Here is a 22,589-nt window from a genome sequence, read left to right as displayed (position 1 = left end):
GCGCTTGAAATACCTTGATTGTCATAGTGACCAAACAATCAAGGAGAACGACCATGAACCCCAAAATGATGCTAACTGCCGCTGTTGTTTTTTGTGCCACTGCTTTTGTACCGGCCCAAGCCAATGAGATCAATATCAGTCAGTTGATGACAGATTTACTGCAAAAACAAGCAGTAGAGTTGCAAGAGCAGCTAAGTCGCTCAGTCAAACAGAGTTTGCAGCAAATGATTGAGCAGGCCGCTCCACAAGTTGCAGAAAAAGTAGAGTTGTCGTCCGAAACAAACAAGCAAGAGGCTGCTGAATAATGCCATTTATTGACGAGCTGCTCTTGTTGCTATTAATACCGGTAGTGAGCATGCTGCCACTGGTTGCTGTATGCTCCTGGTTACTACCCAAGGCGGAAGGTTAAGCCCACAATTGCAGTACGGGCTTAACCGGTAGTGCCTACTTAGGCTTCTAATGCATGCTAGTGTTCTGACTTTTTCTTCGCTTGTGTTGTGCGAAGACTAGTACCCCGGCAACAGAAAGGATATGCTGTAGTCCTCTGTATTTCATAATAAAGAGGGTGCTATGAAAGTACTAGGTTTGTTATTCCTCAGCTGTTTACTTCTTTTACTACATCCAGCCATTGCAACGCAGCCTGTTTCTATTGAGGCAGATGATGTTCTGGTGCGGGTACCTATGCCTGGCCGGACAGTCACGGCTGGCTACCTGACCCTACGTAATAACAGCACCCAAATGCGGCAGCTGGTCGCAGTGCAGTCGGATGCTTTTAACCGGATCGAACTCCATACCCATACTCACGTAGATGGCATGATGCGAATGGTTCAGGTAGATGCAATTGATATCGCGGCAGCGGGGGAGACCGTATTACAACCCGGGGGCTTGCATTTAATGTTGTTCGAACCGACAACATCCCTGGAAGAAAATGAATTGGTGACATTGCAACTGCAGTTCGATGATGGCACTCAATTACAGGTTGATGCCAGATTAGTGTTACCACCACGTCGTTAAGGGACTCTTGATGAAAGCAAAACATGCGATGTTTATACTGCTTCCTGCGCTACTGAGCGCACCAGCCTATGCCGATTTTTTTGCCGTTAAAGTACAGCTGGATAGCTGGCAAGCCAGTGCTGATGGTTCTTTTGGGCAAACCGGGGCCAGCAGCCCCTTTGATTTTCGTAGTAAAAACCAACTCAGCCTGGGCATGGCGCTGGAACATCCTATTCCTTTGTTGCCAAATCTGGCGGTTCGTTACCAAAACCTGAAGCACTCAGGTAGAGCAGAGTTGGCACAAACCTATGCGCTGGGCGGGCAAAGCTTTGCGGTAGGATCTCAGCTGAATTCAACACTGGATGTATCACACCTGGATGCGATCTTGTACTACGAGCTACTGGATAACAGTTTGTTTGAGCTGGATTTTGGGGCTATGGTTAAGCGTGTTCATGGTGATGCTAAAGCACATAATCAGGCTGGGCTTAGCGGTGAGCAGTCGATCAAGGGCAGTATCCCTATGCTTTATACGGCTGCACGTCTTACCTTGCCGGGTACTGGTTGGCAGCTGTTTGCTGAGGCAAATGGTGTGACCCCCGGCCGGCATCAGGTGCGTGATATTTCGGCTGGCCTGGCATTTCAGTTGGTCGATATGATGCTGATGGATGCTGGTGTTCGCTTGGGGTACCGTTCCAGCAAGGTGGAGCTGGATAATATGCAGGGAGTGTCGACCAATATGGATTACTCGGGGGTTTTTGTCGGCTTTGCCGTCAACTTTTAAGAGCCGGATAAAGCGGTATTGTCATGGGTAGAGGGCTGGATGAATAGATTACTCGGCATGGGGTTGCTGTCTGTGGTGCTCTTTACCGCCTCTTTATCTTTTTATCAGATACATCAGCAAGTTCGTCTGGATTTTCAACAGCAATTGCAAAGGATGAATCAGCTACTGGCAAAGGCGACGACTCTGTTGTTGCTGGATGGAGGGGAGCAGGATATTAATATGCTTTACTCGGTCGCTCAACACCAGGCATCTTTTCCGGTGGTGTCCATCACTATGTTCGACAATGAACAAGCGGTGATCAGCTCGACAGGATTAAATCCTTTGCTAGAACAGCCTGATGCCAGTTGGTTTGCAGAGCAGCATCAACTGCATTGGTTGCATCAGGATCGAGTGTTATCCAGCCTGCCAATTCGTGTTGAGCAGCGTATCGAGGGATACTTGCTGCTCGAAGCTGGTAGTCCACCATTTCCATGGTCTTTGTGGCTATGGCAACTTGTGATTTGGTTAGGGTTGCCCTGTTTGCTGCTGGGGTTGTGGCTGCATGCCAACCGTCAGCGTCATCAGTTGCAGCAAGGCTTGAGTGACACTGAGCAGGCTGCAATGCGTTGGTTAGCCGGTGAGTCTTTGCTGCCTTTAAGCCGGCAGCAGCCTTTTGCGGAAACCTTGTACCAACTGACAGACTCTATAGAGCAAAAGCAACTGGCACAAGAAAACAAGCTGGCACTGTTGTCTGAGCAGCAACTGCAGGCCAGGGAGTTGGAGCTAAGCTTTACAGAGCAATCTCAGCGCTATGAGCAACAGCAGCAGCAACTGAAAAACACACTGACTCAGTTGCAACAAAACCATGCGCTGTTATTGCGTCAGTTGCTGCTGACACCTGCTCCCTGGCAAAGTCCGATGCTGGCCGACCTGGTCAGTAGTGAAGAACTCACTGCAACAAAGCAGCGGATCATGCTGGCAGACTGGATTGCAGCACAAGCGCCCGGCTGGCGAGACTCTGTGCGTCCTGAACAGCTCTTAACGCTGGAAGAAGACCTGCTTGCTTTTGAGTTTGAGCTGGATTGCGTTTCAGCAGCGCTTGCACTCTGCTGTCGGGCTTTAGTGAGGTTATGTTGCCAACATACGCTGCATAGCCAGTTAAGTATGCAATGGCAGTTGCGTCCGACTGAAAACTTATTGCACTTTCGCTTGGTGTTGCGGGGAGAGTCGTTACCTGCAGCAATTTGCCAGCAGTTAGAGAGTAGTATTCAAGCAGAACAAGCAGCGTTTTTACCTGATACCCAGCTATTCCTTCGTGCCCGTAGCTTGCTGCAGGCAGAGTTGACCGTTTCTACGCTGGATGAACTGGGCAGTTCGATACAGCTTACAATACCTTGCGTTTATCATACTTGCAGCCCAGTCAATAGTGAAGATAAGCTCTATGTCTTGTCTGAGCCTGTGCCATCAGTAACCCCGCAATTGCAAAGCCTCAAATGCTTGAGTCGACAATTGGTGCATTGTCAGAATCTGTCGGAATGGCAAGATATTACGAATCAACCACATAGCCTTAAGGTGCTGCTATTACCAGAGCCTGACTCTGCCCACACCGAGCAATGGCTTGCCTGGCTAAAGGCAAGCAATACCATAGGGCTAAGTAGTGCTTCGCATTTCGCGTACTGGCATGCAAAGCGGCCAGGCTATGTTTTGGCCATGCCAGTGAGTGCTGTCGAGTTGCTACGTGCCCGTCAAAGCCTGCTGCCAACCCAGGCAAACCCGTTCCGGCTTTTGGTGGTGGACGATAATGCGACAAACCAAGCCTTTATTCAAGCGATGCTGGCTTCTACTTCGATTGAGTTGTCGGCAGCAATCAATGGCCAGGATGCGCTTCAGCAGTGCCAACAGAGCGAGTTTGAGCTGATTCTAATGGACATTCAGCTGCCAGATATGTCCGGCATGGAAGTTACCCGGCAATTACGTCAGTTGCCAGCTTTTCAGCAGATCCCTATCCTTGCTTTTACCGCTCATGCACTACCAGACGAAATTGAGCAATTTAAGCAAGCCGGTATGGATGATGTACTGATTAAGCCTCTGGATGCTGAAAAAATAGCTCTGCTTATGAACTGGTGTCAGCGCCAAGCGGACACTCAGTAATGGTAAAGTAACGGCTTAACAGCTGCTGCAAGGCATCAAGGTAATGGGGTTGAGGTTGCAGGCTAAGCAGAGGCAGTAACTCGTCGCCCAACGGACTGAATTTGTAATATTGCAGCACCAAGCCACTTTTTCGGGCCACACATAGCATATGCTGCTGCTGGATTGTTAGCTGAAAGCTGTCCCCTTTTGCCAGCTCACCACTTTCAATCTCGGCATGATGCAATAACCCCGTATCCATCAGGCTAAGAATATCCGGATAGCTGAGTTTAAATTGGCTGAGATTAAGCAGAGCCTGACCCCGTCCGGTTAACAGCTGATACAAGGAAGGGCGCTGGAAAACACCGAAATAAATACGACCCGAGCCTTCGGCACTGTTTCGGCTGCACAGGCTTGCTGCTTGCTGCAAAGCCAGGGCTTCTTTGTGACTCATCTGTTTTAGCATGTACAGGGTTTTCAATGAGAACTGACCTGGCTCTGCAATTTCACATGCCAGAATTTTTGCCCATATCTGTTGCATATTACGATTTGCGATATTGAGCGCCAGTTCACAGTAATGATGAAACCAATCCGGATCTACTTCTCTGTCTACAACGTATTCAGGTGCATAGTCTGCGCTTAATGCGATAATACGCTCAAGGTTTAATTGCTGCCGCTCTTGCTGCATTCGCAGACGCCTTTGCAGACGTTGTTGCAAAGGTAAATGATCGATACCGGTTTGCTGGCTCAGTTGTACACCGGCATAAGCCGCAAGGCGCTGGTACTTCATTGAGAACGGTTGTTTTCGTTTGGCTGGGCGGGTTTTTTGTTGAGTGGCCTGCCTGGGCTTGGATGAACCAGTTGCTGGTTGTACCGCAGCCAGTTCATTTGTTGCTTTTGAAGGAGTTACTTTAGTCATTTATCTAAAGATTGTGGCAAGCTCGCATACTGTTGATACTCGCAGTTGAGTCAATATTATGCAAGTGTTTAAGGGGTTGGGATGCAAAGTGTTCTTTGCAGGCCCTAAGCAGAGGATCCGGCATTAATTCCGTGATATTTATAATGAAACAGGCTGTAAGACATTGCGATTAATGGATCTGAGTATATTATTAGTAAGACGTGGTATGGTTATCAGTGCTCGATAACAGCTCGAATGTGGTAAATAAGGACTTTGCATGGCATCAGAAGCAAACCAAGATGATTTTCTGTTCCTGGCGGATGATGCCGAGGAAGCAGATGCACAGGATCATCCAACGGGTGAATGGCATCTCCTTATTGTGGATGACGATGATGAAATCCATACGGTAACCAAATTAGCACTGTCTGATGTGGTGTTGGAAGGCAAGCGCCTGGTCTTTCATCATGCGTACTCAGGGAAAGAAGCCATTGAGTTTCTGCGCCGACACGACAACATTGCCCTGGTGTTGTTGGATGTCGTGATGGAAACCGATGATGCCGGCTTAAAAGTGGTGGAACAAATTCGGGACGAGCTTGGTCTGGAGGATACCCGTATTATTCTTCGAACGGGCCAGCCGGGTTATGCGCCTGAAGAAAGTGTGATCAAAGAGTACGACATCAATGATTACAAAACCAAGACAGAGCTGACTCGCAGTAAGTTGGTAACCACCATTATCGCTTCGTTACGTTCGTACCAGCAAATTCGAACCATCAATCAAAATCGTGTCGGCCTGCAGAAAATTATTAATGCGGGTGCCAACTTGCTAGAGCAGCATTCACTGCATGAATTTTCTGAAGGCGTGGTTACTCAAATTGCTTCTTTGATTGGCTTAGATGCCGAAGGGGTGCTCTGCGCTCAAATTGAAGATGATGGCAGCAATGCTGATACCATCTACGTACTGGGTGCCGCAGGGCACTATGCGCCTTTTATTAAGTGTCGGTTGGAGCGGATAAACAACAAGCGTATTATTCAGCAAATCAATACTTGTCTACAGGATAAAAAAAACATTTTTACCGAGAAAGACACTACCCTGTATCTGGGAGCAGAACACCATTGTGCGGCGGTGTACCTGGAAACCAACCGGCCGATTGAAGACTTTGATCGCCAACTGATGGAAGTTTTTCTGAGCAATATTTCTGTTGGCTATGAAAATGTCACCTTATTCCAGCAATTACGCCATGCAGCCTATATAGATCCCCTGACTAAAACCCCAAACCGAAACGAATTTACTGCCCTGTTAGCCGAAACACGTAAGTTGGGGGCCAAAGACAGTGTGGCAGTGCTGATTGATATTAATCATTTTTCCGATGTGAATGATGGTTTAGGGCAAGAAGTTGGTAATGAGTTATTAATTGCTATTACACAGCGGTTGGTGCAGGAATTTGGCAACGATGCACAAATTGGACGAATTGGCGCCGATGTGTTTGGCATGATTGGGTCGGAGAAAGTACTGACCCCAGAGGCGCTGGATGTACTCTTTCTGGAGCCGTTTCAAGCTTCTGAACACAGCTTACAGGTGGATGCAACCTATGGCTTTTGCCGCTTAACCGAAAGTAGTGAGCAAGGCTTAACGATTTTAAAGCATGTCTATATTGCGCTAAATCGGGCGAAGAAAAGCATTAGCCGTAATTATGAGTTCTACCAGCAGCAGATGGAGGATGAAACTGCAGAGCGTCTTGCTTTACTGCGCACCTTGCGGCAAGACTTTGCTCAAAATCGTTTGCAGTTGTGGTATCAGCCACAAATTTGTCTGAAAAGCCGCAAAGTTATTGGTATGGAAGCGCTGCTACGTTGGCCACAACAAGGTGGAGGCTTTGTTTCGCCAGCCGTGTTTATTCCTTTGGCCGAGTATTCCGGCCTTATTGTTGAAATTGGTGCCTGGGTGCTGCAGCAGGCTTGTCTGCAGTTAAAAGAATTAGAGCGGCTGGGCTACAAAGGGCTGCGTATAGCGGTTAATGTCTCCATGCCACAATTCCGTAGTCCGCACTTTGTTGAGTCGGTGATCCATTGTGTCAATGAGCTCCAAGTCCGGCCTGAGTTATTGGAGCTGGAAATTACTGAGTCGGTGGTCATGGACGATCCGAAAGTCGTGATTTCAGCACTTAAAGAACTGCAAAGTTTTGGTATTAAAGTAGCAATTGATGACTTTGGTATTGGTTTTTCCTCACTGAGTTACTTACAGCAACTCCCCTTGGATCGGATTAAAATTGACCGGACTTTTGTCAATGACATTGAAAAAAGCAATGGCGCAGCGATTGCCGAGACCATCGTAAACTTAGGAAAACGCTTAGGCTTGCACACTATTGCTGAAGGTGTGGAGACCCTTGCTCAGGAGCGGGCTATTTTAGCCATGGGCTGTGATGAAGTGCAGGGTTTTTTGTATGCTAAGCCAATGGCTAAGGATGAACTGCAGGCTTTTATTGCACAACAAAAGCAATGAGGTACTTAGTAAAAAGCCGGCAGAGCAGAGAGCTTTGCCGGCTTTTTTGTGCGCTCACTTATACCCTGAACTGTCGCGCCACCTGCTCTAAGCTTTGAGCCAGACTTGCCAGCTCACTACTGGCTTTTGCGATGTTGTTGGTACTGGCTGCGCTGTGCTCGGTATGGGTATAAATATCATCCACGTGATTCACAATGGTGGTTGCCATTTGCTGTTGCTCTTTGGTTGCATCTGCAATCTGTTGATTCATCAAGCGGATCTGATGAATGCTCTGGGTTATCAGGCTTAATGCTTCCCCAGCCTGATTGGCTGATGCGACACTTTCATCTGCCTGGCTGGTGCTTTGATCCATCTTTTGCACTGCTGAGCGTGCTGCACTTTGCAATTGCTCAATGGTCTTTTGAATTTGTTCGGTAGATGCCTGGGTCCGGGATGCCAGCGTACGGACTTCATCCGCGACTACTGCAAACCCTCTGCCTTGCTCACCGGCTCTGGCTGCTTCAATGGCCGCATTCAGTGCCAGCAAGTTGGTTTGCTCAGCAATGCCTTTGATAACATCCAATACGGCCCCTACTTTGTTGGCATCGTTTTCCAGCTGGGTAATAACGGTGGAAGCTTCTTGCACATTACCAGCAAGCAGCTTTATGTTGTCTACTGTCTGGGTCACGGTTGTCTGTCCACGATTAGCGGCTTCGCCGGAGTCATTGGCTGCATGCGAGGCTTCATTAGCACTACTGGCGCCAGACATGACGCTATGGTTCATCTGATCGACAGCTTGTCGGGCCTGGTTAGCTGCTTGTTGTTGCACCTGAATGGTTTTGTTCGTATCGTCCGTCAGTGCATTAAGGTCTTTAGCCAGTGATGAAAGCGGCAGCGCAGTGTTGACGACATCTTTAACAATGCCCTGCAGTTTTTCCATAAAAGTATTAAACCAGTAGCCGAGATCGCCAAGCTCATCCTTGCTTTGTATGGTAATGCGCACCGTAAGGTCACCATCCTCTTTGGCCAAATCCCGCAGGGAGGCAATGATGCTGTTCAGGTTATTGCGAATGGCCAACACTATAGGAATGGCGGTACCAAATAGGACCACAGTGGTGATAAGGCCCATGAAAATACCTACCATGATCAAGCGGGACGCTTGCTGACTGGCCGCATCAATGGCAGCAGTAAAGTCTGCTTCTTTGACATCGCGAAAACTGGATAATAATTGCAGCGTCTGCTCATAGCTTTCATTCATTCGCTCACTGCGCTCTGCCAGAGTGGTGAAGTCAGCAGTGTTGTTAACCATTTCTTCCGAAATGGTATAAGCCGCCCGATAGTAACTATCAAAGCTTTGACTGATGGCACGAAGCTCCTGAGCAAAGCGTTGATCAAGTTGGCCAATACGCTGCAAGCTTTGCGTTAATTGCCCGGAAAATTGCTGGGCCACTAGCAATGAGTCTTCATCCCCTGTGGTGACGGCGCTGGCCAGTGACTCACTGATCCGCTCCAGCAACACCAGGCTGTTTTCTGCTGCCTGCAACACCGGGAATTGTACATCACGGGTGTTTTCAAGAGTGCGGGCGTTATTTTGAGCGGTGTTGGTAGCCAGTGCCAGATAAATTAAGAAACTGATGGTACCGATCAGCGGTATTAAGTAGATTTTCTTGGCGATTGAGAGCTGTTTCAAAAATTCCATAGAGTATTCGCCTCTTCAGACTTCGGGTGGGCTGTTTTTGTGCTTTTATCAGTATAGTCAGAAAGATGCGTTACGCGGCATGAAAGCCGGAAAAAATGAATAAAAGTTTGTCGTAGCAGATTGGCAGGTGATTGGCAGAGGTCACAGTGACACTCTGCCAAGGCAAGGCTTATGCTTTATTCGCACGCTCAAAAGAAGTGAGGATCTCAGCTTTGGCAGCGGCCGCATCGGCCCAGCCAGTCACTTTGACCCACTTACCAGGCTCCAGCTCTTTGTAGCGCTCAAAGAAGTGTTGAATTTGCTGCTTCAGCAGCTCAGGCACATCGTTGATGTCCTGGATATGGTCGTACAGCTTGGTCAGCTTACTCACCGGGACTGCAATGACTTTGGCATCTTCACCAGACTCATCCGACATATTCAGCACGCCAACCGGGCGGCATTTGATCACAGCACCTGGTACCAGTGGATATGGGGTGGGTACCAGCACATCGACCGGGTCACCATCCAGCGACAGGGTTTGATTGACAAAGCCGTAGTTGCACGGATAAAACATAGGCGTTGCCATAAAACGGTCTACCCAGACAGTACCGGTATCTTTATCTACTTCGTACTTGATCGGGTCGGCATTGGCCGGAATTTCAATGATGACATTGATTTCATCTGGCAGGTTCTTACCTGCTGCTACATCGCTTAAGCTCATGGTGCTATCCTATAGTGAATGAAATGTCGGCTATTATAGCGACAGCCATCGAAATGGCTATCCTCAATTGGTCGAAAGTGCCTTTTGATGGTAGGCCAAACAGGTCTCCACCTCATGGCGCGAGCCTAAAATGACTGCCACCCGCTGGTGGATGTCGTCCGGCTGAATTTCCAGAATACGTTCGGTGCCAGTGATGCTAAGGCCGCCGGCTTGTTCAATCAGCAGGCTCATCGGGTTGGCTTCGTACATCAGTCGTAATTTATACGGCTTGTTGGCATCCTTGTTGTCGGCCGGGTAGGCAAAAATGCCGCCACGGCACAAAATGCGATGCACGTCACCCACCATGGCAGCAATCCAGCGCATGTTGTAATTCTTGCCACGCGGACCTTCTTTGCCCAGCAGCAAATCCTGAATGTAGCCTTGCATCGGTGCCTGCCAAAAACGCTGGTTCGACATATTGATGGCAAACTCCGAGGTGTATTTCGGCAGGGTGACCTTATCTTCTGTCAGCAAAAAGCCGCCGTAGGTTTTATCCAGCGTATACATGCGGGTGCCCTTGCCGGTGGTCAGGGCCAGCATGGTAGACGGACCATAGAGCACATAACCGGCAGCGACCTGAGCGGTTCCTGGTTGCAGGAACATGCTGGCATCGTCGGCTTCTTTATCGGCTGGTGCCGGTAAAATGGAGAAAATAGTGCCAATCAGGCTGTTGATATCGGTATTGGAGGAGCCATCCAGCGGATCAAAGGTCACCAGATAGCGGCCCCTGGGGTTGCCGGCGACAATATCGTCTTCTTCTTCCGAGCTGATGGCTTTGACCACGCCGGTTTCCAGAATCACTTCTTTCAGCAACTCATTGGCAATCACATCCAGCTTTTTCTGTGTTTCACCCTGCACGTTTTCCGACAAGGTGGAGCCAAGCACCCCGGCCAATTCGCCCTGACTGACCCGAAAGGATATTTCGCGGCAGGCCGCCAGAATGGTTTTTATCAGGGAAATCAGGTCGCTATCGACACCATCTTGCTGCAGGACCGGAGAGATACGGCGCATGGGAATTCCTTTTTTTACTGTGTAGGTGAGGTACTGGTATTTTTACCCGCTAGTTTAAAGAATTTTTGCCAAAATTGCAGTTTCAATCGCAGCCAGCCGCAGTTTTGTTACAATGGGTGTCACCTGCATTATGAGTTGATAGCATGCATATTCACATTCTGGGAATTTGTGGCACTTTTATGGGCGGCATCGCGGCCCTGGCCAAAGCCTTAGGTCACCGGGTGACGGGCTCTGATAGCAATGTGTATCCACCGATGAGCACTCAGTTGGAAGCGCTGGGCATTGCGCTGACCAGTGGGTTTGAACCGGCTCAGCTCGACCCTGCCCCTGACCTGGTGATTATTGGTAATGCCTTGTCCCGCGGCAACCCTTGTGTCGAAGCGGTACTGGATCGGCAATTGCCTTACACCTCCGGTGCCCAGTGGCTATCGGAACAGGTGCTGCAACAGCGCTGGGTGCTGGCTGTGGCTGGCACCCATGGCAAGACCACTGGCAGCAGCATGCTGGCCTGGATTTTAGAGCAGGCCGGCTTAAAGCCTGGTTTTTTGATTGGCGGAGTGCCGCCTCAGTTTGAGGTCTCGGCCCGGCTTGGGGAGAGCCCGTTTTTTGTGATTGAAGCCGACGAGTACGACACGGCATTTTTTGATAAGCGCTCCAAGTTTGTTCATTACCGGCCCCGTACTTTGGTGATCAACAACCTGGAGTACGATCATGCGGATATCTTCCCCGATTTAGCCGCCATTCAGCGCCAGTTTCATCATCTGATCCGAACGGTGCCTGCCAGTGGTTTGATCCTGACACCAGCGCAACAACCTGCTATCGAACAGATGCTGGCGGAGGGCTACTGGAGTAAGCGGCACAGCTATGCGGCTCAGGCCAGTGCAGGTTCAGCGACCGAAGCACAGTGGCAAAGCCGGTTACTGAAAGCTGATGGTTCGGCTTTTTCGGTGTGGCTGCAAGGTGAGTTGCAAGGTGAAGTGCACTGGGACTTACTGGGCCAGCACAATGTCGATAACGCCATGATGGCCATTGCAGCTGCCCGCCATGTTGGAGTGCCGGTCAGCGTTGCTATCGAGGCACTGTGCATTTTTCAGGCACCGAAACGACGACTGGAGCTGCTTACCGAGGCGTGCGGGGTGCGCTTGTACGATGATTTTGCCCATCACCCCACAGCCATTCAAACGACCTTGCAGGCACTGCGTGCTAAAGTGGGCCAAAACCGTATTCTGGCCGTACTGGAAGCGCGCTCCAACACCATGAAACGTGGGGTGCATCAACAGGCGTTGCCAACCGCGTTGGCTGCTGCCGATCAGGTGTTTATTTTTCAGGCCAAAGGCGCCGCCGATGGCATGCAGCAAGTGGCGGCAGTTTTGGGCGAAAAAGCCCGGCTGTTTGATGAGCTAGGTTTGTTAGAGCAGGCGGTACTGGCGGAGCTTAGCAGTGGCGATCAGCTGCTGATCATGAGCAATGGCGGCTTTGGCGGTTTGCATCAGCGGCTGCGTAAGGCCATCGAATTAAGGGAAGCAGAGCATGTCGGATAAACCCATACAGCAAATTACTCTGGCCTTTACCGGTGCCAGCGGGGCACCTTATGGCTGGCGCTTGTTGCAGTGTTTGCTGCAACAGCAGGTGCAGGTCCATTTGCTGATTTCCAGCGCAGCCCGGGTCGTTTTTGCCACCGAGCATGGCACTAAGCTATCGGCAGCACCGGAAAAATGCCAGGCGCAATTGGTTGAATTGCTGCAGTGCTCACCCCATTTACTCAAGGTCTATGGCAAAGACGACTGGTTTTCACCGGTAGCCTCGGGGTCGGCGGCGCCTAAGCAGATGGTGGTCTGTCCCTGCTCAACCGGCACCCTGGCAGCGATCGCCAACGGTGCCAGTGAGAATCTGATTGAGCGTGCCGCCGATGTGGTGCTAAAAGAACGTGGTCAGCTGATTCTGGTACCACGGGAAAGCCCGCTCAATGCCATTCATCTGGAGCATATGCTTAAGCTGGCCCGGCTCGGCGTAACCATTATGCCTGCCGCACCCGGCTTTTATCACAACCCAAGCTCGATTGACGATCTGGTGGACTTTATGGTGGCCAGAATGCTGGACCATCTGGGGCTGGAACAACAACTGTTGGCCCGTTGGGGCTATCAGGGAGAAGCGCATTGACACTGGCACTGAATATTAAGCAACTAAGCAAGACCTACAAAAACAAGGTAGAGGCGCTCAAAGGCATTGACCTGGAAGTAAAGCAGGGGGATTTCTTTGCGTTACTTGGCCCCAATGGCGCCGGTAAAAGTACCACCATTGGCGTGATCAGTTCGCTGGTAAATAAGAGCGGTGGCACTGTCGAGGTATTTGGCCACAATATCGACCAGCAGTTAGAGCTGGCGAAAAGCCAACTGGGCTTGGTGCCGCAGGAGTTTAACTTCAACCAGTTTGAAACCGTGCTGCAAATTGTGGTGAATCAGGCTGGTTACTATGGGGTGCCAAAAAAGTTGGCCTTAGTTCGCGCCGAAAAATACCTGAGTCAGTTAGGGCTTTGGGACAAGCGCAACAGCCGGGCACGGGAGCTATCCGGTGGCATGAAGCGCCGGCTGATGATTGCCCGCGCTTTGATGCACGAGCCCAAACTGTTGATCCTGGATGAACCGACCGCCGGGGTAGATATTGAGCTGCGCCGCTCAATGTGGGAGTTTTTGCGTCGCATCAACCAGCAGGGCGTCACCATTATTCTGACCACTCATTATCTGGAAGAAGCCGAGATGCTGTGCCGTAATATCGCCATTATCGATCAGGGCCAGATCATTGAAAACACCAGCATTAAAGCCTTGCTTAGCAAGCTAAGCCAGGAAACCTTTGTGCTGGATGTCGACACCAACCCGGCTGAATTGAAGCTGGATGGTTTTCATTACCGGCTGCTGGATGATCACAGTCTGGAAGTGGATGTGGAAAAATCAGCCGGCTTAAACGATATCTTTAGTCGCTTAACCGAGCAACAGGTCAAGGTACTGTCGATGCGTAACAAAGCCAACCGGCTGGAGGAGCTGTTTGTGACATTGGTCGAGCAAGGGCGGGGAGAGCAAAGCGCATGAGTCAGCAGACCTTTTCCAAAGCCAACTACCTGGTAGCACTGAAAAGTATTTTAAATAAAGAAACCAACCGTTTTCTTCGGATTTGGGTGCAAACCCTGGTACCACCAGCCATTACCATGACACTGTATTTTGTCATTTTTGGCAGCCTGATTGGCTCACGCATCGGTGAGATGGGGGGCTTTAGCTACATGGAGTTTATTGTCCCTGGTCTGATTATGATGTCGGTGATCACCAGCTCCTACGCCAACGTCGCTTCCTCGTTTTTCAGTGCCAAGTTTCAGCGTAATGTCGAAGAACTACTGGTGGCACCGGTGCCCAATTACATCATTGTGCTGGGCTATGTCGGTGGTGGCATGGCGCGCGGTATTCTGGTAGGCCTGATTGTCACCCTGGTGTCTTTGCTCTTTGTCAGTGTGCAGTTGCACAACATCGGTATCATTGTGCTGACAGTGCTGCTGACCTCCATGGTGTTTGCCTTAGGGGGCCTGATCAATGCGGTCTATGCCAAGACCTTTGATGATATCAGCATTATCCCAACCTTTGTGCTGACGCCACTGACGTATCTGGGCGGAGTCTTTTATTCGTTGCAATTGCTGCCTGGTTTCTGGCAGCAGGTGGCGGCGCTCAATCCAGTGGTCTATATGGTTAACGCCTTTCGCTTTGGTTTTTTAGGCATCAGTGATATCAGTTTGTGGCTGGCCTTTGGCCTGCTGTTGCTGTTGATTGTGCTACTGTTTAGTTATGCGATGTATTTGATCAACAAAGGCATTGGTTTACGTAGTTAGTGTTGATGCGGCGGAGGCTGGCTATATGACAACCTTGCCAGCCGGGCTTTGCAGTTTTTTGCAGACTTTTCGCATGGCATGCAGTAAAGTAAATGCCCTTTTTTGTAGCACCCTTACCGGCCAAAGAGCCGGGGTCAACGAGCAGGATAGATGTGAGTAAACGGCAGGCGACAGCATCGGAAGAAGCACTCTGGCGGATTTTTACCGTGCCGGAAGCGCCGGATTCCACGCTCAGCAAAATTGAGCAGAATATATCGCAGAATCTGGCCGGATTCCTGCGCGAAAGCATTGTGGCGGTGGAAAAACCGCTGTGGCAAATCGAGCGTGACTTTCAGGATTTTCAGATCCCGTTGGCGCCACAATTTGTTTCTGATTATGCCGATGCCATGATGGAAAAGCTGGTGGCGCATTCGGTGCACACTGCTTCGCCCAGTTTTATTGGCCATATGACTTCGGCCTTGCCATATTTTGTGCTGCCACTGTCGAAAATGATGGTGGGGCTGAATCAGAACCTGGTCAAAATTGAAACCTCCAAAGCTTTTACGCCGTTGGAGCGTCAGGTGCTGGGCATGATGCACCACCTGGTGTATCAGCAAGAGGCTGGTTTTTACAGCAAGTGGATGCACAGCGCCAATCACGCGCTGGGGGCTTTTTGCTCGGGTGGCACCATCGCCAACATCAGCGCTTTGTGGATTGCCCGAAACCGCTTATTAGGACCAGATGGCGACTTTAGAGGCATCGCCCGTGAAGGCTTGTTCCGTGCGATGAAGCACTATGGTTACGATGGTTTGGCGGTGTTGATCTCCGAGCGCGGCCATTATTCACTGGGCAAGGCCACCGATGTGCTGGGCCTTGGCCGTGATGATTTGATTGCAGTTAAAACCGATGGCAACAACAAGGTCGATATGGCCGAGATGCGCCGCATTTGCGCCGAGCTGCAAGCCAAAAATATCCGGGTGCTGGCGGTGATTGGCGTGGCTGGTACTACCGAGACTGGCAACATCGATCCCTTGCATCAACTGGCTGATTTGGCGCAAGAGCTGCAATGTTGTTTCCATGTCGATGCAGCCTGGGGTGGAGCAACCTTGTTGTCGGAAAAATACCGCCACCTGCTAAGCGGCATTGAACGGGCCGACTCGGTCACCATCGATGCCCATAAACAGATGTATGTGCCGATGGGCGCCGGCATGGTGGTGTTTAAAGACCCATCCAGCGCTCATGCGATTGAGCACCACGCCGAATACATTTTGCGTAAAGGCTCGAAAGATTTGGGTAGCCAAACGTTGGAAGGCTCCCGTCCCGGCATGGCAATGCTGGTGCATGCCTGTTTGCAGGTCATTGGCCGCGATGGTTACGAAATTCTGATCAATCGCAGTTTGGAAAAAGCCCGTTACTTTGCAGAGTTGATTGAGGCACATAACGAGTTCGAATTGATCAGCGAACCTGAGCTGTGTCTGTTGACGTATCGTTACGTGCCAGCCGAAGTCCAGCTGGCTTTGCAGAAAGCCAGCCCGGAGCAGCGTGAAAAAATCAACGAGCTGCTAAATAGCCTGACTAAATTTATCCAAAAGCGGCAACGTGAGCAGGGCAAATCCTTTGTGTCCCGTACCCGCTTAACACCGGAGCAGTACCAGCGTCAGGAAATGATCGTATTCCGGGTAGTACTGGCCAACCCGCTAACTACCCGGGATATTCTGCACGATATCCTGCAGGAGCAAACTGAGATTGCCCGCCAAAGCCGGCAGGTATACCCCAAGCTGATGCAGTGGGTGAAAGAGCTGGCGGCTTAAAGGCGACTGTTCTGTAACGATGAATGCATGGAGACGTGGGTGAAGAAAGTACTCTGGCTGCTGGGCGCTGCACTGTTGCTGGTGTTCTGGTGGCTGCAAAGTCGCCAGGAGCTTCCGCAGCAGCAAAGAGTACCAGCTCCACTTTCAGAGCCGTCACTCGCTGTTACGCAAACTTCCCCAGCTGTTTCTACACTGTCTCAGCTTGACTCTGAGGTGTCGCCGGAGTGGGCTGGCGCTCGGACTGATCGTGAATGGCACGAGAATGTTAGCCCGCCTGAAACAGCAGACCAAAGCGCTGCAGAGTCACTGCATTGCCCTGGCGTGGAAGAGTTACATGCGCACCCTGGACGCTCTGAGCTGGACACCTGGTTTCAGCAGGACCTGATGTTTAATAACTGGAGTGAAGACTTTTTCTGGCAAATGGGCGAAGCTGGTATGTTGCTTGAAGCGCAGGCTGGCAATGTCTTGGCGATGCGTGCTTTGGCTCTTTATTATGGCGAGCCGGGCGTTGAACTGACCGACACTGAGCAACAACCAGAGCGAGAACCGGATCGACATCAGGCCCGGTTTTGGTTGTATCAGGCAGCATTGGCGGATATGCCAACCACCTTCACCATCAATGCATTGCTTTTTCTGGATGAGGCAAATCAGCTGGAGCTTACTTATTCTGAGGGTGGTGTCTTACCAGAGCCATACTTCAGTCAACATCGTGAGCTGCTGATTGCTGCGCTGGCTCAGAAAAAATTCGATCTCTGGGTAACTCCTGTGTTGCAGCAGATGTCCGCGGGTTCTGGTTCCTGGTTAGCGCATTTAGCATTCTCGGAGGACGAAGTTCAGCAGGCAGAAGAACAACTGGCGGCTCTGAAAGCTGAGTGGCGTTTTCACCGCAGCCAGCGTGGTCAGTCAGAGCACATTGAAATACAGATGCCCCCTGAAGTAGCCGAGTGGTTTGAGTTATCCCGATTGGCCGCGGAATGCTGGTAGTAGCTGAGGCCTGCTAAGACAGCACCGACTATCTTAAAAGGCGCTGAGTAGCCAGAGTGCTATCGCCACTGTACTCAACACGATTGCACTGCCATAACACAGCCATTTAGCCAGCTGGCCATGGGCCAGCTTCAGATCGTGCAAGCCGTGGTGAATGCGATGCATGGCATGAAACAGTGGCAGCACCAAGGCCCCCAGCACCACCCCCAGCCCCAGCGGATGAAACACCAGCGCATGCAGCCGCTGATAGCTGAGCTGCTCTGCACTGACAAGCCCAAGCGGGATGCCCAGCAGTACCAGCAAGGCGATGGCCGGGACCAGCATCGCCACGCAAACACCGCCGGCACTAAACAGCGACCACCAGATAGGCTCATCCGAGCGGCGTGGGGTTGTCTGAGGGGTGTCTTGCTTATTGGTGCGCATCCAAACCTCCTAACAGCCACCACAGCGCCACGAAAACCAGCAACACCCCGGCCCACTGGGCACTTACCATCAGCCAGGCTGGCAAGGTGCGGCTGCCAAGGCGCAGCGGCATCACTTGTGGAAAGAGCACAAAGAAAGTCCAGGCATGAAACAAGCTGGCCACCAGCGCCAGGCTATTCAGTGCGATGACCCAAGGCTGTTGCAACCAGCTAAGGTACTGCAGCCAGCTGGCTTCGCCTTGCCCCAGTGCATAGAGGCCATACAGCAGGCTGGCGACAAAAAACAGCAGTGGCAGTACGGTAGCTTCACGCAGCATGTAAAAGCGGTAGGCCGGATGCTTTAACCACCAGCTGGCCGGCATCGGTGGCTGATAGGGTTTTCGGCTCATTTGCTTTGCTCCTTAGCCGGCTTGAACCACTGAATCACCCCATCCAGTGTCGAGGCGATCTTGCCCTGATTCACGGCCGCAGCAGGATCCACGCCCTTAGGGCAAACGGTCGAGCAGTAACCAACAAAAGTACAGCCCCAGACGCCGTTGTCGCTGTTTAGCTGGGCCATGCGCTCAGCCTTGCCGCTATCGCGACTGTCCAGATTGTAGCGATGCGCCAGCGCAATGGCGGCCGGGCCCAAAAAATCCGGTTTTAAGCCAAACTGTGGGCAGGCAGCATAGCAAAGGCCACAGTTGATGCAGTTGGAAAACTGCTTATAGCGCGCCAGCTGGGCCGGTGTTTGCCGGTGGGGTTGGCTTGGTGGCGCTGCCTCGGCAATCAGGTAGGGCTTTATGGCGGTTAAATGGTCCAAAAAGCGCGACATGTCCACGATCAGATCTTTTTCCACCGGGAAATTACCCAGTGGAGCCAGTTGCAGGCCTTTGGGGTAATCGCGCAAAAAGGTTTTGCAGCCAAGCTTGGGTACGCCATTGACCATCACACCGCAGGAGCCACAAATCGCCATCCGGCACGACCAGCGGTAGCTTAAGCTGCTGTCCTGCCCGGCTTTGATTTGCTCCAGTGCATCCAGCACCGAGGTACTGTCGTCGTACTCGACACGAAAATCTTGCCAGTGGGGGGCGTTGTCCTGCTCTGGCTGGTAGCGTTGCAACCGGATCGCTAGGGTTGGCATTAACAGCTCTCCTTGGGTGGCTTGTCCGTTTGTGGTTGACCGCCATAGCGGCGCTCAGCCGGTGGCGATAAACTGGTATCCACTGTCTGCCATTCAATGCGGGCTCCGGAGCCCGCTTGATAAAAGGCCAGACTGTGGCGCAGAAAGTCCTGATCGTTGCGGTTGGTAAGGCCTGGCTCCTGACGCTGATGGGCACCCCGCGACTCTTTGCGCTCAAGCGCTGCCTGACACATAGCTTCGGCTACATCCAGCCCAAAACCAAGCTCAAGTGCATGCAGCCGCTCGGTATTAAAGGCTTTGCCGGTATCTCCAAGGCGCAATTGCTGGTAGCGGTGTTGCAGCTGCCCTAAGGTGCTGAGTGTCTGTTGCAGGCCAGCTTCGCAGCGATAAATACCACAGCCTTGCTCCATGCTTTCAGCCAGTTGCTGGCGCAGTTCGTGCCAGCGTTCGGTGCCGTTGCCGCTGTGTAGTCTTTTCAAGGGGCTAACAGCCTGTTCAGTCAGTTTGCTGATTAAGGCGTCTGTAGCTTCCGGATGTGGCTCACTGGCAACCCGGGCGGCTTCACGCCCTGCTACCTTGCCAAACACCAGCAGTTCGGTCAAAGAGTTGGAGCCCAGCCGGTTGGCACCATGCAGCCCGATTGAGGCGCATTCGCCAACCGCATAAAGACCTGCAATGCTGGTGGCGCAGTTCGCATCGGTTAAAATACCGCCCATGGTGTAATGCACCGCCGGGCGGATCGGAATAGGGCTTTTAACCGGATCGACATTGACATAGGCTTTGGCCAGCTCGCAGATAAAAGGCAGTCGCTCCAGCAGGTAGCGCTGACCCAAGTGGCGTAGATCCAAATGCACTACTTCGCCTTGCGGGTGTGAAATGGTGCGGCCTTGTTGCTGCTCGTGCCAGAAAGCCTGAGATAACTTGTCGCGAGGCCCCAGCTCCATGGTTTTATTCTGCGGCTTGCCCAGCGGTGTTTCCGGCCCCAGGCCATAATCCTGCAAGTAGCGGTAGCCCTCTTTATTTAGCAGGATGCCACCTTCGCCCCGGCAGGCCTCGGTGATCAGGATGCCGGAGCCCGGTAAGCCGGTTGGGTGGTACTGCACAAACTCCATATCGCGCAGTGCCACGCCATGACGGTAGGCCAGCGCCATGCCATCGCCGGTAACAATGCCGCCATTGGTATTAAACTGATAGACCCGGCCAGCGCCGCCGGTGGCCAGAATCACGCTGGCAGCTTTAATTTGCACCAGTTCGCCGCTGGCAATCTCAATCGCCAGCACGCCATAGCAGCGCTGTTCATGCACCAACAAATCCAGCAGAAAGTACTCATCCAGCCGGTTAATTTGTGGGTACTTCAGCGAGGTTTGAAACAGGGTGTGCAGGATATGAAAGCCGGTTTTATCGGCGGCAAACCAGGTGCGCTCGGTTTTCATGCCGCCAAAGCGCCGCACCTGCACCTCACCGCTTTGTTGCCGGCTCCAGGGGCAGCCCCAGTGCTCCAGCTGCACCAGCTCTTCAAAGGCGTGTTTGACAAAATAATCCACCACCCCTTGCTCGGCCAGCCAGTCGCTGCCAGCCACGGTATCGTCAAAGTGGGCTTGCAGGCTGTCGTGGCCCAGTGTTACCGCTGCAGCACCGCCTTCGGCGGCTACGGTATGCGAGCGCATCGGGTATACCTTGGACAGCAGGGTCACCGACAGCTTAGGGTTGGCTTCGCTGGCAGCTATAGCACTGCGCAGGCCAGCACCACCACCGCCGACAACCAGCACATCGGTGCTGAGTGTTTTGACAATTTCAGGCATCAGGCTACCCCTTGCAGTTTCGCCAGCACCAGTCCCAATAACACCAGAGCGGGCAGGGCATGGGTTAACAGCACATTGTGTCCGAGCACGGCTGCCAGTTGATCCTGGCCTTTGCCCTGACTGTGGTGGCTTGTATTGATCGCATGATGCAGCGATCGGATCACACGTACTGCCAATGGGAGTGATAGCAGGCCCAGTAAAGCGGCAGCAGGCAGCCAGCCTTGCCAGGCGGCAATGCCGAGCAGCAGATAACACGCCAGCAGCAAAGCACTGAACACCCGGGCGGCTTTGGCCTGGCCCAACACAATGGGTAGATGACGGCGGCCAACCTGGCGATCGGCTTCGATATCCGGAAATTGATTCAGCAACAACAAGTTGCTAATCAGCAGTGCCAGCAAGGCTGATAAACTTAAGGCCAGCGCATCAGGCTGGCCGGTCAGCACCCAGTAAGCGCCGAGTGTCATCAAAGCACCAAAGCCAATACCAGGTGCCAGCAGGCAAAGCAGTGGTGATTTGTTGATGTAATCGGTGTAGCTGTAGATAAGCAAAACCCCGGGCAGACCCAGCAGCAACAGACGCCAATCGATCAGTGCACTGAGCGTAAGGCCAATGGTACTGACCAGTAGCAAACTGCCAATCGCCAGCCAGAGCGCGAGCTGAGCTTGCTCTGGCGCTGCGACCAGAGTGCCGCTGCCGCCACTAAAAGGCGTGCGTCGGGTCAGAAAATCCAGCCCGGAGCGAAAATCAAAGTATTCGTTAAAGGCATTCACGCTGATATGTGCTGCCAGTGCCATCAACAGCACCAACAGCAGCAAGCCAATGGACAGGCTACCCTGCTGATACCAGCTGCCAGCCGCAGCCAGTGCAATGCAAAGGACGGTCAGAGTTAAAAACGGTAACCGGGCAACACCAAAGAAAATTTTAAACACAGATCCCTCCTGATACGATTCTGCTAGAGTATAGCAATGAATCGTGACAGCTCTTGATCCAGCCCAAGCTTAACACATAAACCCTGGAGAAATTGCTATTGCCAAGTAGTGGATTGATTTAACCGGCTATTTTGAGCTGGTATTCTCAAGTACAGGAGGCATTGATGGCGCAGTGGGTAGAGGCTGAAGTCACAGAGAATTACGCCTGGCACTCAGATTTATGCAGCTTGCGGGTGAATGTACCCGGCTTTGATTTTATCGCCGGCCAGTTTGTCCGGCTGGCGGTGGAAACGCCAGAAGGGCGCCTGCAACGTGCTTATTCACTGGTCAATGCCCCTGGCGATTCTCAGTTGGACTTTCTACTGACACCGGTAGCCGATGGCAAGGTGTCGCCAAGGTTGCATGCACTGCAAGCCGGTGACCGGCTTTGGGTCAGTCAGCCTGCAACCGGCTTCTTTACCCTGGATGAGGTGCCCGCAGGCGATACGCTCTGGCTGATTGCTACCGGTACCGGCATCGGGCCTTATTTGTCCATGCTGGCCACCAACGAGCCCTGGCAGCGCTTTGGACGCATCGTGTTGGTGCATGGCGTACGGCAGGTGCAGGATCTGGTCTATCGTGAGCGGATCGCCAGTTGGCAGCAGCACTACTCCGACCAATTTCATTATCAGCCGGTGGTCACCCGGGAATCACACCCCGATGCGCTACAAGCGCGCTTACCGCAGCTGATTCAAAACCGGCAGTTGCAACAGGCTGCTGCGGCGCAATTTGATTTAACCAGCCAGGTGATGCTGTGCGGTAATCCGGAGATGATTAAAGCAGTACGGGCCGAGCTGGAAATCTTGGGCCTGCGCAAAAATCTGCGCCGTACGCCAGGTCATATTACGGTTGAACAATACTGGAACTGACCCCATGCTTTCCTACTGCAGTGAGAATTCTGTATGCAGCGGAGCCAAGGTGGC

Annotated in this window: 21 protein-coding genes; 12 read left to right on the top strand and 9 right to left on the bottom strand. The window is 51.9% G+C overall.

Features of this window, described 5'->3' with window-relative positions; genetic code table 11:
- Window positions 1–53: 53 nt before the first annotated feature.
- From ABC502_RS03660 to ABC502_RS03645, 4 genes are all read left to right on the top strand, one after another.
- Entirely contained in the window at window positions 54–305 is a 252-nt protein-coding gene (locus ABC502_RS03660; protein ID WP_330086655.1) for a hypothetical protein, read from the top strand.
- 265 nt (window positions 306–570) lie between these two features.
- The gene (locus tag ABC502_RS03655; protein ID WP_330086656.1) at window positions 571–1,014 is read left to right on the top strand and encodes a copper chaperone PCu(A)C; all 444 of its coding nucleotides are present in this window, start codon (window positions 571–573) and stop codon (window positions 1,012–1,014) included.
- 10 nt (window positions 1,015–1,024) lie between these two features.
- The gene (locus tag ABC502_RS03650; RefSeq protein ID WP_345914916.1) at window positions 1,025–1,774 is read left to right on the top strand and encodes a TIGR04219 family outer membrane beta-barrel protein; all 750 of its coding nucleotides are present in this window, start codon (window positions 1,025–1,027) and stop codon (window positions 1,772–1,774) included.
- Between the two features lie 39 nt (window positions 1,775–1,813).
- Window positions 1,814–3,904, top strand: a complete 2,091-nt coding sequence (locus tag ABC502_RS03645) for a response regulator (protein WP_345914915.1) — start codon at window positions 1,814–1,816, stop codon at window positions 3,902–3,904.
- Here the strand turns inward: ABC502_RS03645 and ABC502_RS03640 are convergent.
- Window positions 3,867–4,799 carry a TIGR03899 family protein gene (locus ABC502_RS03640; RefSeq protein WP_345914914.1) on the bottom strand — a complete coding sequence of 311 codons (933 nt, stop codon included), beginning with the start codon at window positions 4,797–4,799 and terminating at the stop codon, window positions 3,867–3,869. The two genes, ABC502_RS03645 and ABC502_RS03640, sit on opposite strands and share 38 nt — an antisense overlap.
- A gap of 256 nt (window positions 4,800–5,055) precedes the next feature.
- Between ABC502_RS03640 and ABC502_RS03635 the strand changes: the two genes are divergently transcribed.
- On the top strand, window positions 5,056–7,278 hold the full coding sequence (locus tag ABC502_RS03635) for an EAL domain-containing protein (protein WP_330086660.1): 2,223 nt from the start codon (window positions 5,056–5,058) through the stop codon (window positions 7,276–7,278).
- Between the two features lie 58 nt (window positions 7,279–7,336).
- Here the strand turns inward: ABC502_RS03635 and ABC502_RS03630 are convergent, their stop codons facing one another.
- The 3 genes from ABC502_RS03630 to ABC502_RS03620 form a co-directional block, all read right to left on the bottom strand.
- Entirely contained in the window at window positions 7,337–8,956 is a 1,620-nt protein-coding gene (locus ABC502_RS03630; RefSeq protein WP_330086661.1) for a methyl-accepting chemotaxis protein, read from the bottom strand.
- A 169-nt stretch (window positions 8,957–9,125) separates the two neighbouring features.
- A complete protein-coding gene (ppa, locus tag ABC502_RS03625) occupies window positions 9,126–9,656 on the bottom strand; it encodes an inorganic diphosphatase (protein ID WP_330086662.1) in 531 nt (176 codons plus the stop codon).
- Window positions 9,657–9,719: 63 nt separating this feature from the next.
- On the bottom strand, window positions 9,720–10,706 hold the full coding sequence (locus ABC502_RS03620) for a class 1 fructose-bisphosphatase (RefSeq protein WP_345914913.1): 987 nt from the start codon (window positions 10,704–10,706) through the stop codon (window positions 9,720–9,722).
- Window positions 10,707–10,849: 143 nt separating this feature from the next.
- On the opposite strand from ABC502_RS03620, the gene mpl reads away from it, so the two are divergent.
- The 6 genes from mpl (at window position 10,850) to ABC502_RS03590 (ending at window position 17,351) form a co-directional block, all read left to right on the top strand.
- Window positions 10,850–12,247 carry a UDP-N-acetylmuramate:L-alanyl-gamma-D-glutamyl-meso-diaminopimelate ligase gene (gene mpl, locus ABC502_RS03615; RefSeq protein ID WP_345914912.1) on the top strand — a complete coding sequence of 466 codons (1,398 nt, stop codon included), beginning with the start codon at window positions 10,850–10,852 and terminating at the stop codon, window positions 12,245–12,247.
- Window positions 12,237–12,866 (top strand): flavin prenyltransferase UbiX, encoded by a 630-nt coding sequence (locus ABC502_RS03610; protein WP_345914911.1) that lies wholly within the window; start codon window positions 12,237–12,239, stop codon window positions 12,864–12,866. Before mpl ends, ABC502_RS03610 begins: the two co-directional genes overlap by 11 nt.
- Window positions 12,863–13,792 carry an ABC transporter ATP-binding protein gene (locus tag ABC502_RS03605; protein WP_345914910.1) on the top strand — a complete coding sequence of 310 codons (930 nt, stop codon included), beginning with the start codon at window positions 12,863–12,865 and terminating at the stop codon, window positions 13,790–13,792. Before ABC502_RS03610 ends, ABC502_RS03605 begins: the two co-directional genes overlap by 4 nt.
- Window positions 13,789–14,577 carry an ABC transporter permease gene (locus ABC502_RS03600; RefSeq protein WP_330128240.1) on the top strand — a complete coding sequence of 263 codons (789 nt, stop codon included), beginning with the start codon at window positions 13,789–13,791 and terminating at the stop codon, window positions 14,575–14,577. Before ABC502_RS03605 ends, ABC502_RS03600 begins: the two co-directional genes overlap by 4 nt.
- A gap of 92 nt (window positions 14,578–14,669) precedes the next feature.
- Window positions 14,670–16,367 (top strand): pyridoxal-dependent aspartate 1-decarboxylase PanP, encoded by a 1,698-nt coding sequence (gene panP / locus ABC502_RS03595; protein ID WP_330086668.1) that lies wholly within the window; start codon window positions 14,670–14,672, stop codon window positions 16,365–16,367.
- A 39-nt stretch (window positions 16,368–16,406) separates the two neighbouring features.
- Window positions 16,407–17,351 (top strand): hypothetical protein, encoded by a 945-nt coding sequence (locus ABC502_RS03590; protein ID WP_345914909.1) that lies wholly within the window; start codon window positions 16,407–16,409, stop codon window positions 17,349–17,351.
- A gap of 33 nt (window positions 17,352–17,384) precedes the next feature.
- Here ABC502_RS03590 and frdD read toward each other — a convergent pair whose 3' ends face one another.
- From frdD to ABC502_RS03565, 5 genes are read right to left on the bottom strand one after another with little or no spacing between them, the layout of a single operon-like run.
- Entirely contained in the window at window positions 17,385–17,774 is a 390-nt protein-coding gene (gene frdD / locus ABC502_RS03585; RefSeq protein ID WP_345914908.1) for a fumarate reductase subunit FrdD, read from the bottom strand.
- Entirely contained in the window at window positions 17,761–18,162 is a 402-nt protein-coding gene (locus ABC502_RS03580) for a fumarate reductase subunit C (protein WP_345914907.1), read from the bottom strand. The genes frdD and ABC502_RS03580 overlap by 14 nt, the downstream gene beginning before the upstream one ends.
- Complete coding sequence (locus tag ABC502_RS03575; RefSeq protein ID WP_345914906.1) at window positions 18,159–18,896, bottom strand: succinate dehydrogenase/fumarate reductase iron-sulfur subunit; 738 nt, start codon at window positions 18,894–18,896, stop codon at window positions 18,159–18,161. Before ABC502_RS03575 ends, ABC502_RS03580 begins: the two co-directional genes overlap by 4 nt.
- Entirely contained in the window at window positions 18,896–20,698 is a 1,803-nt protein-coding gene (frdA, locus tag ABC502_RS03570; protein WP_345914905.1) for a fumarate reductase (quinol) flavoprotein subunit, read from the bottom strand. The genes ABC502_RS03575 and frdA overlap by 1 nt, the downstream gene beginning before the upstream one ends.
- A complete protein-coding gene (locus ABC502_RS03565; protein WP_345914904.1) occupies window positions 20,698–21,627 on the bottom strand; it encodes a prenyltransferase in 930 nt (309 codons plus the stop codon). The genes frdA and ABC502_RS03565 overlap by 1 nt, the downstream gene beginning before the upstream one ends.
- Window positions 21,628–21,791: 164 nt before the next feature.
- On the opposite strand from ABC502_RS03565, the gene ABC502_RS03560 reads away from it, so the two are divergent.
- Entirely contained in the window at window positions 21,792–22,535 is a 744-nt protein-coding gene (locus ABC502_RS03560) for a ferredoxin--NADP reductase (protein ID WP_345914903.1), read from the top strand.
- The last annotated feature ends 54 nt before the right edge of the window (window positions 22,536–22,589 follow it).

Origin of the sequence: Alkalimonas sp. NCh-2 (assembly GCF_039631345.1) — a bacterium.
GTDB lineage: Bacteria > Pseudomonadota > Gammaproteobacteria > Enterobacterales > Alteromonadaceae > Alkalimonas > Alkalimonas mucilaginosa.
Note: the sequence above shows the minus strand (reverse complement) of the source record. Positions and strands in the feature narration are given on the sequence as shown.